This is a genomic window from Kocuria sp. ICS0012 (genome assembly GCF_001665945.1).
GTDB classification, from domain to species: Bacteria; Actinomycetota; Actinomycetes; order Actinomycetales; family Micrococcaceae; genus Kocuria; species Kocuria marina.
Genome location: NZ_LZMM01000019.1, coordinates 1 through 14,831, shown reverse-complemented (window position 1 = coordinate 14,831; position 14,831 = coordinate 1). Strand labels below are relative to the sequence as shown.

Below are 14,831 nucleotides of genomic sequence, written 5' to 3'. Positions count from 1 at the left end.
GGGCGCCGAAGCGCCCCCGGACCTCGAGGCGCCGACACCGCACGAACCCCAGCGGCGACGTCGTACCCACCCCGGGCACACAAACTATCCCGGAGACCCCGGCGCTAATCATCGCACCATCTCGCCAGACACAACTACCGCCCCACCGACCCCGGCTCGTCCCGCGGGACGGCGAGTGTCGCGGCGGCCATGAGTACGGCGGTACCCGCCGCCGCCACGAAGACCCATCCGGAGGCGCGGATCACGGTGGCGGGATCGCCCTCACCGCCACCGGCACGGATGAGGTTGGTGGCGATGGCGCCGTAGATCGCCACCCCCACGGCTGAGCCGGCGGAGCGAGCAAACATGTTGAGACCCGTCACCGACCCGCGCTGGTTCCACTCCACCGAGGACTGGGCCATGATCAGCGACGGAGCCGCGGTGTAACCGAGCCCCAGCCCGATGATAAACGCGCACACAGCCATACCGATCACGCTCGGCCACGGCGACAGCGCGGCGGTCAGGGCCGCTCCCACGGTCGCGATCGCACCGCCCAGAAACATGGTGCGCCGGAAGCCCCACCGCATGTAGATCCGCCCCGCCGTGGATGCAGCCACGGGCCAGCCGATGCTCACGGCGGCCACGGCCGCTCCCGCCGCGATCGGTGTGGCCCCGGCCGTGCGCTCCAAATAGGTGGGAACGTAGCTCGTCATCCCCACCAGCAGCGCGCCGATCCCCAGGGAGACCAGGGTGGTGCTTGCGACCACGCGGCGTCGTACCAGCGCGAGGTCGATGATCGGTTCGCTCGCGCGACGCTCGACGGCCACGAAGATCGCCAGCCCCATGACGCCGACGACGCCGCACACCAGGGTGGGCACCGAAAGCCACTCCCACGCGTTGCCGCTCTCCAGCGCGCCGAGGATGAGGGCGGACAGGGCGATCGCGAGCACCGCGGCACCGGTGAAGTCCACCCGGTGCTCCTCGCGCTCGATCTTCTCGTGATAGCTGCGCAGCAACAGCCACCCCGCCACGAGGGCCACCGGGATGTTGACGAAGAAGACCCACCGCCAACTCAAGAACTGGGACAGCAGCCCACCCAATGTGGGCCCCACGACCGAAGAGACCGCCCACACCCCGGCCACGTACCCCTGCACGGCGGCGCGCTCGGCCACGGTGTAGATGTCCCCCACGATCGTCATGCCCATGGGCGCCACGGCTCCCGCACCCAATCCCTGGATCACCCGGAAGACGATGAGCGACGGCATGCTCCACGCGCATCCCGCGAGCACGGAGGAGACCAGGAACAACCCCACGCCGGTGAGGATCACGGGTTTGCGCCCGTACATGTCCGAGAGCTTGGAGAAGATCGGCACACTCACCGCCTGCGCCAACATGTCGCTCGAGAACAGCCACGGGAACTGGGCGAAGTTACCCAGGGAACCCACGATGCTCGGCACCGCGGTCGCCAGGATCGTGGCGTCCAGGGCCACCAGAGCCGTGGAGAGCATTACGGCCAGCAGGACGGGACCACGCTGCGAGCGCAGCCCCACCGAGGCGCGATTCACGCCGGAGGTATTCACGCGCCCCGCCGCGCCACGACCATCCGGTCCCACGAGTGGCCGGACCCGGCACCGCGTTCCAGGTGTCGCTCGCGGATCTCGTTCGTCTCGATCTGCCATCCCTGCCCGGTCAGATACGTCACCACGTCCTCGGGCATCACGTAGTCGGCGGGGTCGAAACCGTGAGGTGTCTCATCCAGCTCGTGATGCACGAACACCAGCCGCCCGCCCGGTGTCACGGCGTCCGCGAACGCGCGCACCGCTGCGTCGTCGCCCCGCTTAGGCACCGCGGGGTATTGGGCGGACACCAGGTCGAACGGGCCGAGGGGGCGCTCGCCGAACCCTTCAACGAGCCACGTGATCTCGACCCCCGCGGCTTCTGCCGCGGCCCGAGCGCGGTCGACGGCGACGCGTGAGACGTCCAGCCCCGTCACCGTCCAGCCACGTCGGGCCAGCCACACGGCGTCGGCGCCCTCACCACAACCCACGTCCAGCGCCGTGCCGGGAGCGAGGTCCGACGTGAGCGCCATCAGGGCGCCGTTGGGCTCCCCGCTCCAGATGCGCGTAGCGCCGTAGCGCTCGTCCCAGCCGGCAGCGGTCTCGGGCGTGCGGTGGGGAGCGTGTTCGTGGGTCATGCGTCCCAGAATTCCACCGCGGCCCGGTACCGCGCCACGTCGTCCGCGCTGGGCGTGACCGGCCCGGTACCGCGCCGCGACCGCGAAGGGCAACTGGTGTCTCCATCTAATTGTGGACAACTAAAATGTGAACAACTATGATTGAGACCGGTCGCCCGAGCACTGCACCCCGGCCCCCGCCTTGGTCCAGCACACGGCCGGTGACCGCGCGTCCGGATCGAACGTCCCGCTCCCCAGCGGGGCTCCATACTGTTCGCCGACGCCGCAAGCGTGCGATGAGTCCCGGCACTTGGGGGGTCGGGACTCACCGCACGCGACCGTTCGCGGCCCGCCGGGGACGACGACGCTCAGTGCGGTTCCCTGTGGAAGCCCACGCAGGCAGCCCCCAGCACCCCCATGACGATGTCCCCCAGCGTGTCCAGGGGTGGGATGTGGATGTCCGGTGTCGCGAACAGGAACCCCAACAGTTCCATGACCTCCCACACCACGGCGATCACGAAGCCGGCCACCGCGCACCACGTGAACCGCATCGCGGGACGATCGCGCACCCGGCCCCGCACCCGGGGGTGGTGGGTCAGAACGCGATTCCATGCCATCCACACCAGGGCGTACAGCGTCACGAAGTGGATGAGGATGTCCCACCACCAGATCCTGCTGTAGAGCTGTTCGGCCGCGCTCATGGCGGCGGTGAGCATGATGAGCGAGCACACGGCCCGCGCGTACTGGGTGCGGAACCACAGAAACGCGATCACCTGTCCGAGTCCCGCGAGCAGTAGGACGGCCATGTCCACCCGGCGCCCGTCCAATGCGTAGTAACCCGCCCCGATGATCGCCGTGAAGCACATGGCCGATGCGACCACGCCGCCCACGCTGTGCGTCTGCTCGGACGTCATCGGCTGCCCCCACGCCCCAGGGGGCCGGAGAGAACGCGTCGCCGGATACGCACCCACGGTCGTTCACTGCGCCAGTTGAGGAACACGGTGGCCATGGCCATGCGCAGCTGCCGGCGGATCCGAGCGGGGGAGACCAAGGCCCGCCAGGACACGATCGCGACATTGCCCGGGTCCATGATCACGCGCTGATCGCGACGGACGCGGAAGCTGAGGTCGAAATCGTCGTGCACCCGTGGATCCCGGTGCACCTCTTCCCGGACATGCTGCCACCACGCCCGGGTGAAGGCCATGTTGGACCCCCATAAGGCCCAGTGGCCCAGCGCCGTGCCGGCCCCCAGGCGGTAGGCCGTGATGTATGCCGCACCCAGGATGCGTCCGGCCAACTCGTACCGCGGCCCGAACCGCGCGATCCCGGACACCGCCACGGTGGCCTTCCCCTGCGGATCCCGCAGGGCCCGTGACAGCACCGCGGTGTGTCGCTCGACCCAGCCGGGGGAGGGGAGGCTGTCCGCGTCACAGCGCAGGATGAGGTCCCCGCGGGCGGCGTCGTAGCCCGCGGCCGCGGAGACGGCCACTCCGGGGACGGGTTCCCACACCCGGTGTACTTCGGGGTGGCGGTCCAGGACTGTCGAAAGATCATCGGTGGAACCGTTGTCCACCACGACGATCTCGTCCGGGGTGCGGGTCTGCTCACGCAGGTCCCGGAGGCAGCGCTCCAGGTAGGAAGAGTCGTTACGAACGGGGATGACCACGCTGCAAGTCATGCGTTGCTCGGTGTTCTCCCGTTCCACCCGTCCAGTCTGTCATGCCGCGGAGCGTGCCTCCCGCCGCAGCAGATCACGCTTGATCGCCTCGCCCCACGCGAACCCACCCATGGAACCGTCCGAACGCAGCACCCGGTGGCACGGGACGAACAGCGCCACGGGATTGCGGGCGCACACCGACGCCGCCGCCCGAACGGCCCGGGGATTGCCGAGCTCCCGCGCGAACTCGGTGTAGGTCAGGGGGGACCCGGGGCGGATGCGGCGCAGCGCGGCCCACCCGGCCTGCTGGCCCTCGGTGCCGTGCAGGTCCACGGGCACGGTCATGACGGAGTCGAGGTTGCCGTCGTAGAACGCGCGGACCGCCTCCAGTGCGGGCACGTCGCCGGATTGCGCTTCCTCCGGACGGAAGGCCGGGCGGATCCGCGCGAGTAGCTGCTCGGTCGAGCGTGTCCATCCGGAGGCCACGACGGTTCCGTCCTCCCGGGCCACTGCCGTGAAGGAACCATCAGGGGTGTCAATGCTCTCAACGACATATGTCATGACTGCACACTTTCCGAGAAGGAAGCGGGAGGGGTCAGCGGGCCCCACAGATGGGTGGTGGCGTAACTGCGCCATGGGGCAGCGGCCCCTGCCCAGTCCACGAGTGCGGGTTTGGTGTCCGGGAGCCCGAGCCGTCGGGCACCGGCGCGCATGGCCCCGTCGTCGATCAGGAACACGTCCGGGTCCCCGGTGACCCGCATGCGCACGTGGTCCGCGGTCCATGGCCCCACCCCGGGGAGGGTGAGGAGCGCGGCGCGTTGCTGAGTGGCGTCGTCGCCGGGGGACAACTGCAAATCACCCGAGGCGAGCGCGCGGGCAGCACCCAGGACCGCCTGGACCCGCGCGGCCGGCCCGCCCAGGAACTGGACGCCGTGCTCGGCGATGGCCGCTGCGGTCGGGAACATGTACCGGATGCCGGTGGCGAAGGAGGGCGCGGGTTCTCCCATGTCCCGCGCGCGGGCACCCAACACGGTGCGGGCCGCGGCCAGGGAGATCTGCTGACCGATGAGCGTGCGGATCAACGTCTCGTGCGGGTCCGCGGAACCGGCGACCCGCAGCCCCGGGGCGGCCTCGACCAGCGGGCGCAACACCGGGACGCGGGACAGCGCGGCGGCCACTGCCTCCGGATCGGCGTCCAGGTCGAAGAGCCGACGCACCCGGGCGATCAGCACGGGCAGGTCCGCGAGATCCGTGACCCGCGTGCGCAACCGCAACCGCCCCGCGCGCTCGTACACGCGCAGCCAGGCCGGGCCGCCGGGCAGGCTCAGCGCGCGGGTGTAGGAGGTGGGGGTCCCGACCTCCACGCCGTCCACCGCATGGACCGCGAACCACACGAACAGCCCGCGCACGTCCAGGGGCTCGCGATAGCTCAACGCGAGGTCCACCTCGCCCGGCTCACTCGCCGCGCCGTGTCCCGAGGGTCCGGTGCTCATGCTGCGCGCCCGCAATTGCTGCGGGGTCATGTCGTACACCTCGCGGATCACCTCGTTGCACTGTCGGATGCTCGAGAATCCCGCCGCGAACGCGGTCTCCGCGACCGGCAGGTCCGTCTGCGTCAGTAGGGCGCGCGCCGTCTGGGCCCGGTGGGCGCGGGCGAGCGCGAGCGGTCCGGCGCCGAGTTCCTCCGTCAGCACGCGGGTGAGGTGGCGCGTGGAATATCCCACGCGCCGCGCGAGTCCCAGCACGCCCTCGCGGTCCACGACCCCCTCGGTGATGAGCCGCATGGCGCGCCCCACCACGTCCCCGCGCAGATCCCACTCCGGGGACCCCGGCACGGCTTCCGGGACACAGCGTTTGCAGGCGCGGTACCCGGCGGCGTGGGCGGCCGCGCTCGTGCGGTAGAAGCGCACGTTCTCGCGGTGGGGCGTGCGCGCGGGGCAGCTCGGGCGGCAGTAGATCCCGGTGGTGCGCACCGCGGTCACGAACTGCCCGTCGAAGCGCCCGTCCCGGGACTCGACAGCCCGGTAGCGCTCGTCGAACGAGGAGTCTTGAGGGGGCATGCGTCCCACGGTCCCACGCCCGGGCGCCGGGCGCTAGCGGATTTCGGACACGGCGGTGGCCCGAACCGGTTACTTCACGCGCTCCCACTCGGCGACCGGCCCGGGAACCGGGACGAACAACGGGTGGTGGGGAGCGGCATGGGGATCGATGCCGTCCAGTGCGGATCGCGCCCACTCGGGGTCGCGGTCGAGGACCTTGCGCAGCAGGAACTCGAACTCGTAGCGCAGCTGACCGGTGGTCACGGTGAGCGTGATGGGCTGTGTGCTCGCCTCCCGGGCCAGGCGGGTGCGGTCGAAGTTGTAGCCGCGGCGGTCGGCCTCGTCGGCGACGCCGTGCAGGTACGTGGCCACGGACAGGACCGGATCGCTCGTGGCGCGGAAGCGCTGTAGCTGGGGGTGGCGCGTGTAGCCCTTGGTCTGACCGAGCAGGACCTTCTGGGCGAGCAGACCCTCCCGCCAGCACGCCACCAGAGCACGACGGTCCAGCAGGGACGGGTGAACTGACCACAGACGCATGGCCCCATTCAATCGCGCACCGCCCCGATAGCTCCAAGCGGACCCCAAGATTCCTCCCGTAGCATGGCGGACACACCCCTGACGACCACGTGCGGAGAACACCTTCATGTCCCTGCCTGCCATCCTGGCCGCCACATCAGCCGACGAGAGTGCTCAGCTCTCCGGTATCGCGGGGTGGGTGGTGGACGTCATGGAAGCCATCGGCGCTCCCGGCGCCGGACTGCTCGTGGCCCTGGAGAACCTGTTCCCGCCGCTGCCGTCCGAGGTGATCCTCCCGCTCGCCGGTTTCACGGCCAGCCAGGGCAATTTCAGCCTGGGCGGGGCCATCTTCTGGACCACGCTGGGGTCGGTCGTGGGCGCGATCGCGCTGTACTGGATCGGCGCCGCACTGGGACGACGCCGCCTGCGCGTGATCGTGGACAAGATGCCACTCGTGGATCTGCATGACCTGGATCGCACCGAGGAGTGGTTCGACCGCCACGGCAAGGCCGCCGTGTTCTTCGGGAGGATGATCCCCATCTTCAGATCCCTGATCTCCGTTCCCGCGGGGATCGAGCGGATGTCGTTCGGGCTGTTCGTGGTGCTTAGCGCGGCCGGGTCCCTGATCTGGAACACCATTTTCGTGCTCGCCGGGTACTTCCTGGGGGAGAACTGGCACATCGCGGAACAGTACGCCGGGGTGTTCTCACGCATCGTGGTGATCGCGGTCCTGCTGTTCCTGGTGTGGTGGGTCGTCAAGCGGATCCGGCGCAATCGTCGTTCGGCTCACGAGGGATGAATCACGGGGCACCTCGAGGGGTCGCGAACTGGTATACAGTTGTCCCCTAAGTGCCCGCAATTCTCGATAATTAATGCGCTAACAAGGCTCTGACCAGTACGATCGCACGTGTGGCCCGACCCCGAAAATTTGACGAGATCACTCGCAAAGCACTGATTAAGAACACCGCCGAACAGATCCTGGCCGGCGGTGTCGAGTCCGTTTCGCTCCGGCCACTGGCCGCCAAGCACGGCTGCTCCACCACCGCGATCTACACCATGTTCGGCAGCAGGGACGCCCTGATCGATGCCGTGCGGGAGGAAGCGATCGTGAGCTACCTCAGCGCGCACGAGATGGCCGTGCGCACCGGCGAACCCGTGGCGGACATGCGCGCACTCGCCCGCTCCTGCAGACGCTGGGCCCTGGAGTTCCCGGCGCTGTACAACGTGATCCTGGGCAAGGCGGGGGACTGCATCGGCGCCCGCAGGGACGGTTCCACCGGGGGATCCAGCTGCGCGGAATTCGCGAACACGGCCATGCAACCCATGTACCGACTGGTCCGCGGGGCCATCGACAAGGGGATCTTCCATGACCTCCCCGTGGAGGTCATCGGTGCCACACTCTGGGTGGGCGTCCATGGATGGATCGCCATCGAGATGAGCTGTCCGGTCCTCCCCGACACGGACGCCGACGCCGCGTTCGACCGTCACGTGCTCGCCCTCCTGAGAGCCTGGTGCGCGCGCACGCCCCTGGGTGAGTGATCCCGGACCCTCACCGTTCCGGGGCCGGTGGGATACTGGCCGCATGAGCACCCTCGAACCCTTCTCGTTCCGTATCGCCGACCGTCTGCGCGGGGTGGATTCCTCCCCCGTGCGCGACCTGTTGGAGGTGGTGTCCAAGGAGGGTGTGATCTCGTTCGCCGGTGGTGTCCCGGATCCCGCGTACTTCGAGGTCGATGACATCAAGGCCGCCTACGAGTGGGTATTCGCGAACCACCCCGCACGCGCGCTGCAGTACGCCTCGAGCGAGGGTGAGCTGGAACTTCGCGAGCAAGCGGCGCGTCGGGTCAGCAGGCACCTGCCCACCACTGCGGACCAGGTCCAGGTGACCACGGGCTCCCAGGAGGGGTTGTTCGTGGTGGCCCAGGCGCTCGTCAACCCGGGGGACGTGATCCTCGTGGAACGGCCCACCTACCTGGCGGCTGTGCAGGCCTTCGATCTCAACGGTGCGCACATGGTGGGCGTCCCCACGGACGAGCACGGCGTGGTGCCGGAGGAGCTCGAGCGGCTCATCGCCGAGCACAACCCCACCTTCGTCTACCTGATCCCGTCCTTCCAGAACCCGTCCGGGATCTGCATGCCCGTGGAACGACGCCGCGCCGTCGCGGACGTCCTACTGCGCACCGGCACCGCGCTCGTGGAGGACGACCCGTACGGCGAGCTGTGTTACACGGGCGAACCCATGGCCCCCATCGCATCCCTTCCGGGGATGTCCGCGCAGACGATCCTGCTGAACTCGGTGTCCAAGATCATCGCCCCGGGGGTGCGGATCGGGTGGATGCGCTCCGAGGGGCCCATCCAGTTCACGCTCACTGTGGCCAAGCAGGCGATCGGGCTGCAGTCGCCCGTGCCGGACCAGTTGGCCGTGGCGCGGTACCTTGCAACCGCCGACGTCGAGGCGCACCTCGAGCGCGTACGTCCCGTCTACGCCGAGCGGGCGCGGGCCATGTACGCGGAACTCGAGGCCGTCCTCCCGCGGGACGCTCACATCACCCGCCCGGACGGAGGCATGTTTCTGTGGGTTCGACTGGGGCACGGGATCGACACCACCCGATTGCTACCGTTCGCGGTGGAGGAAGGCGTGGCCTTCGTCCCGGGTGCCTCCTTCTATGCGCACGACCCGGACGAGTCCACCATGCGGTTGTCCTTCGTGACCCATGCCCCGGACGTAATCCACGAGGGCGTGCAGCGGCTGGCCCGCGCGCTGGCCCGCTACGGGGAGCTGTAGACCTCGACCCCATGGAACACCGCGGCGGATCCGCACGGGCGCCGTCGCGCCGACCCTCCCATTGACCCGACCCTCCTGTTCCCGCGACCGAAAGGATGCCTCATGGGTGTCAAACCCCTTCCCGTGCCCCCGCTGGAGGAGACGCTGCAGCGGATGCTGAGCGCCGTCGACCCCCTCGTGGACGGCGCGGCGCTCGAGCGGACCCGGCGTGATGCGGAAGCGTTCCGGACCGGGGAGGGCCCGCGGTTACAAGCGGCACTCGAGGAGTTCGCCCGTGCGGAGGACGCCGAGGGGCGCAGTTGGTTGTCCCGGGAGTGGCTGGACGGATATCTGACCGTGCGCACACCCCTGCCGCTGACCACCAACGTGGGATTCCAGATCACGGGGGACTTTGGCGCCCCGGGGCTGGGCCGGGCGGCCGAACTCGTCTACCGGGCGGCGTGGGTGCATCTACGGCAGGTGCGCGGGGAGACCCCGCAGGAGGTGGACCCCCGCGGTAACGACGTGAGTATGTCCCAGTGGGAATGTCTCACGGGCGGAGTGCGGCATCCTCGCGCGGAACGGGATGAGATCCGCAGACCGGAGCGAGCGGCGTCGTCGGGGTCGGCCGAGGCAGCGGAGGAGATCGGCGTGATCCACCGCGGCCGGCTGTACGCGCTGACGATCAGCACCCAGGACCGGCAACCGCTGCCGCTGCGCACGGTGGCCGCGGGGCTGCGCGCGGTCGTGGAGCGGGACGAACCGCGGGAGACCGAGCTGCCGTTCGGGGCGCTGTCCTACCTGGGCAGTGAGACGGCCGCGCCCCTGTTGGAGAAGTTGACTTCGAACGAGGACAACGCGGAGATCTACGACCGGATCAGCCGCATGGTGTTCCTGGTCAATGTCGTGGGGGCACGGGCCGAGGTCGTGGAGCACCTGGAGCGCTGCGCGTTCGAGGTGGGACAAGCGTGGGCCTACAAACCGATCACGTACGAGGTGTGCCTCGAGGATCCGTGGCTGGCCATGCACGTGGAACACAGCACCGTGGACGGGGCTACGATCCTGGCCGTCGCGGGAGCCATGCAGGACGTGACGATCCCGGACGAGGCCGCGCTGCCGGACGCCCCGCAACCCGCCGCGATTACGTGGGAGCTCGAGCCGCAGTTGCGTGACGAACTCGTGGCGCGGGTCGCCCAATACCGCACGGAGGCCGCGCTGCTGGGCGTGCACCGGGTGTTCGTGCCGCGGCTGCACCGCGCCGAACTCCCGTTCAGGATCAGCGACGACGCCGCTCAGCAATTCATCATGTTGCTCGCCCAGCTCGCGACGTACGGGACGGCGCGCGGTGTATATGAAGCGGTGGACATGCGTGAGTTCCAGGCGGGGCGCACCGAGTGCCTCCGCCCCGTGACCCCGCAGGCCACCGAGTTCGCCCGCGCCCTGCTCACCGGTGAGGCGACCGAGGAGCTGTTCACGGAGGCCCTGGACGCACATCGTGGCTGGGTCAAGGCCTGCAAGAACGCCCGCGGTGTGGATCGCCACCTGTTGGGACTCGCCATGATGGCCCGGAAGACGGGGGAGCTGTCCGAGTTCTTCGACTCCCCGGGGATCGCGGCCATGCGCCACGACTTCCTGTCCACCACGTCCATCGGCGGTCCGGACCCGATCGTGCGCTACGCGTTCGCGCCCACCACACCCGAGGGCTTCGGTGTCACGTACACGACCCATACGGACGGCTACGAGTTCTGCCTGAACTACCGCCGGGACTCGAGTGAGGACCTGGAGGCCTTCGCGCACAATCTGACAGTGAGCGCGGAAACGTTCTGGGGATTCGTGAAGGGGCTGGCGGGGTGACGACGCCCGCGGAGCCGCCCACCGTTCGCACCACGTGCGCCATCGTCGGCGGCGGTCCGGCCGGCCTGGTGCTGGGTCTCCTACTGGCGCGTGCGGGTGTGGCGGTCACGGTGTTGGAGAAGCACGCGGACTTCCTCCGCGACTTCCGCGGGGACACCGTGCATCCCACCACTCTGGCCCTGCTCGACGATCTCGGTCTCGTCGATCGTTTCGAGGCCATTCCGCATTCCAGGGTCACCCACGTGGACCTCCCGGACCCCGAGGTCACCGGGGTGACGTGGGAGAAGGGGCGAGTGGCCATCGGCATCCCGCGCGACGGCTACATCCAGGTCGCGCAGCTGGGCCCCAAGGGTGCCGACGACGCCGTGCGCGCCCGCGGTCTCGACGCCTTCCGGGCCGACGCCGCGCAGCTCTTCCCGGAGGCGGCCGCCGGGGTGACCGGGATCGGGTCCACGGCGGACGTGAAGCACCTCGACGTGCGCCTGGACCGGCTGCGCCGCTGGCACGCCCCGGGGGTCCTGTGCATCGGGGACGCTGCACACGCGATGTCGCCGGTGGGCGGCGTCGGGATCAATCTGGCGGTGCAGGACGCGGTGGCTGCGGCCCGCATTCTGGCTCCGCTGCTGCGTTCTGGCGGTGCATCCGGGCGGGCGGAGGCGCGTGGGTTGGCGCGGATCCAGCGACGCCGCATGGTGCCCACGGTGGTCATCCAGGGCATGCAGCGAATCCTGCACGCGGCACTGATCATGCCGGCGATCCGGGGCAGGGACCTGCGGCTGCCGTCGTGGGTCGTGAAGGTCGTGCGGCGGGTCCCGTGGCTCAGCGCGCTCCCGGCGTTGGCGGTGGGCGTAGGACCGCGGCCGGAGCGGGCGCCGCGCTGGGCGCGACGCCCTTCCTGATCACCCGCCCACGGCCGGGGCTTCCGGGACCTGCTCATCGGCACGGAACGAATGGATCCAGTCCAGGTCCCGGTCTAAGGCGTCCGGCGAGGCCAGGCGAGTGTTGCGTTCCCGGGCGCGAGCGCCGTCGGGCAGGTGGAGCATTTCACCCACGGTGACGGACGCGTCCACGATCTTGCGGGTACGGAAACGACGACGCCGCTCGTGCTCGGCACGCGCATGGTCCCAGTCGGTCGTGCTGGAGAGTAGGTCGGATAGGACGATCGCGTCCTCGATGGACTGGTTCGCACCCTGGCCGTGGTGGGGGGACGGCGGCGCCGACCTCCCGCAGGACAGCGGTCTGTTCGTAGATCCGCACGTCCAACCCCTTGCGCTGCAGATCGATGGCAAGGGTCAGACCGCCGATTCCCGCGCCGATGATGGCGATGCGCTGGGACATGTGAGCTCCTCCCGGGGTAACTGATCTTGAAACTACCCGGGGAAGGGGGTGCGCTGGTCCGGGACGGGTGAGGTTACGGAGGGGGGGTAGGGGAATGCCCTCTGCGTTCCTCGATCATCGGTGCTGGGGGCGCGAGGACGAAATCGTATATGTATTCCCGATTCATCCTCTTCGCCCGCGTGTATCCGGGAAAATTTAAGGAAATCGCCGCTTCACCTGGGTGATACAGTACGCGCCGGTGTTCCGGCGGGCCCGGCCAGGAGAATCAAGCTCTCGGACTCGCCTCCGATTATTCCCGAATATAAATAGAGCACACTGTTGCCCGCGAGAGGTGGCGAAGTCATAATGGGGGGCTCGTTAGGCCAGTTAAGAGCGTATTTCCAAGGGTGCGAAATCAATGCGCCACCTTATCGAATATCCATGCTGTTATTCCCGGACCGCCACGGCATATATTCCTCACCGGCCGGTCGTCGGAGACACACAATTAAGGTAGGGTGCTTATTAAGCCGTCAAATGATGGTGCTTCCTTTCCCAGCCAGGAGTGCAAAATGATGCGTAAGACCGCTGCTACCGCTGCCCTGTCCCTCGCAATCCTCACCGGTGTGTCGGCCCCCGCCATCGCCGCCGAGGAGAGCCCGGCTCCCGCCACGAGCCAGCAGACCAACGACGACAACGGCAACGCCGGCCTGTGGGGTCTGGTCGGTCTCTTGGGTCTGGCTGGTTTGCTGAAGAAGAACAAGACCGTCCACAACGATCGCCACGTCGACCACACCACGGATCGTCGCCGCGACACCGGGACCAGCACCGTGCGCGACACCGGGACCACCAACGTGGACGGCACCACCCACCCGGGTCGCTGAGACCTCGTTCCGTAGGTTCTAGATCCAGAACCTGATGGCTGGGGCCCACTCATTCGTGAGTGGGCCCCAGTCCTGTATCCGTAACATCAACTGCAGTGGAACGCGCGCTGTCATGTCGTGGTGTTCACGACCGCGCCCTGAACGCCGCCAACACCCCGCCCACCGTGAACACCACGGTCGCGGCGAGCACCAACAGCAGGGGCGCCGTCCACGCCCCGGTCGCGGTGTTCAAACCTCCGGCCAGGGGTGGCCCGATCGTGGCCGCGAGGTAGCCGATACCCTGCACCCGCGCGGACATCCGCGCCGCCTCGGCGGAGGAGCGGGCCACGCGGGCGACGATCGAGAAGATCGCCGTGAAACCGCCGCCCTGGGCCGCCCCGCCGATGAGCGACCACGCGATGAACCACCCCGGCGCGAGCATCAGGCCGATGGGTAGGGTGATCCACAGCGCTCCGATCAGTGCCACCGGAACCCACGCGGGCGCCCGTGCGGCCAGGAGGGGCACGCCGAACGCCCCGATGACGGCGGCCACTTGGAACAGCGACGCCGAGGCCCCGGAACTCGCCAAGCTCAACCCCCGCGTGTCCGCGAGCAACGCGGGTAGCCACGCCGTCACCGAGTAGTAGGCCATGGCCTGCCCGCAGAACGCCAGCGCGAGCAACCAGCCGATGCGCCGCACACGCCCCGTCGCGTGAGCGGTGTCGGGTTCCGCTGGCGGCAGCATCTCCGCGGGGGCCTCTGAAGTTTCGGGGGCCGACGGCGCGTGGGGGTTGGGGGCCGCGCCGCAGCCGGGGGCGTCGGGGGACGACGGCGTGTGGGCGGCTGAGGCGGCGTCGTCGCCGGGGCTGCCGGAGCGGCGTCGTGAAAGCAGGAGCCAGTAGCCGATGCCGGCGAGCGCCAGGACGCCCCAGGCCGTGAGGGCCCAGCGCCACCCCAGGGCGGCGGCGAGCGGCGCGGTGCCGAGCGCGGTGATCATGGACCCCACGTTGAGGGCCGCGGAGTAGGCGGCGGTGACCACGGAGACCTGGCGCCAGGGGACGTCGCGGCGGATGATGACCGGGATCACGATGTTGCCGATCGTGATCGACGCCCCGATGACCACGGTGCCCACCAACAGCAGGGGCGTGGAGCCGAGGGAACGGATGATGGTGCCCACTAGGACACCGATGAGGCAGAGCAGGACGGCGGCCTCGGGGCCCGCGCGTCGGATGACCGCGGAGGCCGCCGGGGTGACCACGGCGAAGAGGAACACCGGGAGTCCCGTGAGCAGCCCCGCCGCGACCGAAGACAGGCCGATGTCCGCCTGGATGTTCGTGATCACGGGCGTGGGCGCGATGATGGGCCCGCGCAAGCTCAGCGCCACGAGGATGATCCCGGCCACCACCCACGGCAGCCGTGCTCGGATGAAGTGATGCGTGCTCGTGGGGACTCCTCGGTCGATGTGCGTCCCCAGCATCAATATCAGATGGCGCGGCGGGGGGGGGGGGGGGGGGGGGGGGGGGGGGCGCGCCCCCCCGGGGGGGGGGGGGGGGGGGGGGGGGGGGGGCGGGGGGGGGGGGGGGGGCGGCGGCGGCGGCCGCGCCGGGGCGGGCGCCGGGGCGGGCGGGCGGCGGGGGGGGGGGCGGCGCGGGCGCCGGGGCGGGGGGCGCAC

16 protein-coding genes are annotated in these 14,831 nt (G+C 69.6%); 6 read left to right on the top strand and 10 right to left on the bottom strand.

Going from position 1 to position 14,831, the window contains the following annotated elements:
- Positions 1–134 precede the first annotated feature (134 nt).
- The 7 genes from A5728_RS01780 to A5728_RS01750 all read right to left on the bottom strand — a co-directional run bounded on the left by A5728_RS01780 (position 135) and on the right by A5728_RS01750 (position 6,385).
- On the bottom strand, positions 135–1,544 hold the full coding sequence (locus A5728_RS01780) for an MFS transporter (RefSeq protein ID WP_064845507.1): 1,410 nt from the start codon (positions 1,542–1,544) through the stop codon (positions 135–137).
- An 11-nt stretch (positions 1,545–1,555) separates the two neighbouring features.
- Positions 1,556–2,173, bottom strand: coding sequence for a class I SAM-dependent methyltransferase (locus A5728_RS01775; protein ID WP_082943153.1), 618 nt, complete (start codon positions 2,171–2,173; stop codon positions 1,556–1,558).
- A gap of 347 nt (positions 2,174–2,520) precedes the next feature.
- Positions 2,521–3,066, bottom strand: coding sequence for a hypothetical protein (locus A5728_RS01770; protein WP_231885449.1), 546 nt, complete (start codon positions 3,064–3,066; stop codon positions 2,521–2,523).
- Positions 3,063–3,857, bottom strand: coding sequence for a glycosyltransferase family A protein (locus A5728_RS01765; protein WP_231885447.1), 795 nt, complete (start codon positions 3,855–3,857; stop codon positions 3,063–3,065). The genes A5728_RS01770 and A5728_RS01765 overlap by 4 nt, the downstream gene beginning before the upstream one ends.
- 12 nt (positions 3,858–3,869) lie before the next feature.
- Positions 3,870–4,370 (bottom strand): methylated-DNA--[protein]-cysteine S-methyltransferase, encoded by a 501-nt coding sequence (locus tag A5728_RS01760; RefSeq protein WP_064845422.1) that lies wholly within the window; start codon positions 4,368–4,370, stop codon positions 3,870–3,872.
- On the bottom strand, positions 4,367–5,869 hold the full coding sequence (locus A5728_RS01755) for a DNA-3-methyladenine glycosylase 2 family protein (protein WP_064845421.1): 1,503 nt from the start codon (positions 5,867–5,869) through the stop codon (positions 4,367–4,369). The genes A5728_RS01760 and A5728_RS01755 overlap by 4 nt, the downstream gene beginning before the upstream one ends.
- Positions 5,870–5,938: 69 nt before the next feature.
- The gene (locus tag A5728_RS01750; protein ID WP_035965658.1) at positions 5,939–6,385 is read right to left on the bottom strand and encodes a pyrimidine dimer DNA glycosylase/endonuclease V; all 447 of its coding nucleotides are present in this window, start codon (positions 6,383–6,385) and stop codon (positions 5,939–5,941) included.
- 106 nt (positions 6,386–6,491) lie between these two features.
- Between A5728_RS01750 and A5728_RS01745 the strand changes: the two genes are divergently transcribed.
- From A5728_RS01745 to A5728_RS01725, 5 genes are all read left to right on the top strand, one after another.
- The gene (locus A5728_RS01745; RefSeq protein WP_035965656.1) at positions 6,492–7,163 is read left to right on the top strand and encodes a DedA family protein; all 672 of its coding nucleotides are present in this window, start codon (positions 6,492–6,494) and stop codon (positions 7,161–7,163) included.
- 110 nt (positions 7,164–7,273) lie between these two features.
- The gene (locus A5728_RS01740; RefSeq protein ID WP_064845420.1) at positions 7,274–7,903 is read left to right on the top strand and encodes a TetR/AcrR family transcriptional regulator; all 630 of its coding nucleotides are present in this window, start codon (positions 7,274–7,276) and stop codon (positions 7,901–7,903) included.
- Between the two features lie 43 nt (positions 7,904–7,946).
- Entirely contained in the window at positions 7,947–9,149 is a 1,203-nt protein-coding gene (locus A5728_RS01735; protein WP_064845419.1) for a PLP-dependent aminotransferase family protein, read from the top strand.
- A gap of 102 nt (positions 9,150–9,251) precedes the next feature.
- Positions 9,252–10,982: a choline/carnitine O-acyltransferase gene (locus A5728_RS01730; RefSeq protein ID WP_064845418.1), complete on the top strand. Its 1,731-nt coding sequence runs from the start codon at positions 9,252–9,254 to the stop codon at positions 10,980–10,982.
- Positions 10,979–11,881, top strand: coding sequence for an FAD-dependent monooxygenase (locus A5728_RS01725; protein ID WP_064845417.1), 903 nt, complete (start codon positions 10,979–10,981; stop codon positions 11,879–11,881). Before A5728_RS01730 ends, A5728_RS01725 begins: the two co-directional genes overlap by 4 nt.
- Here A5728_RS01725 and A5728_RS13935 read toward each other — a convergent pair whose 3' ends face one another.
- Positions 11,882–12,052, bottom strand: coding sequence for a hypothetical protein (locus tag A5728_RS13935; protein WP_197493061.1), 171 nt, complete (start codon positions 12,050–12,052; stop codon positions 11,882–11,884).
- On the bottom strand, positions 12,027–12,320 hold the full coding sequence (locus tag A5728_RS15030; protein ID WP_082943151.1) for an NAD(P)-binding protein: 294 nt from the start codon (positions 12,318–12,320) through the stop codon (positions 12,027–12,029). Before A5728_RS15030 ends, A5728_RS13935 begins: the two co-directional genes overlap by 26 nt.
- A 548-nt stretch (positions 12,321–12,868) precedes the next feature.
- Between A5728_RS15030 and A5728_RS14375 the strand changes: the two genes are divergently transcribed.
- Entirely contained in the window at positions 12,869–13,180 is a 312-nt protein-coding gene (locus A5728_RS14375; protein ID WP_064845415.1) for a WGxxGxxG family protein, read from the top strand.
- A 124-nt stretch (positions 13,181–13,304) separates the two neighbouring features.
- On the opposite strand, the gene A5728_RS01710 is transcribed toward A5728_RS14375, so the two are convergent.
- Entirely contained in the window at positions 13,305–14,636 is a 1,332-nt protein-coding gene (locus tag A5728_RS01710; protein WP_082943150.1) for a CynX/NimT family MFS transporter, read from the bottom strand.
- Between the last annotated feature and the right edge of the window lie 195 nt (positions 14,637–14,831).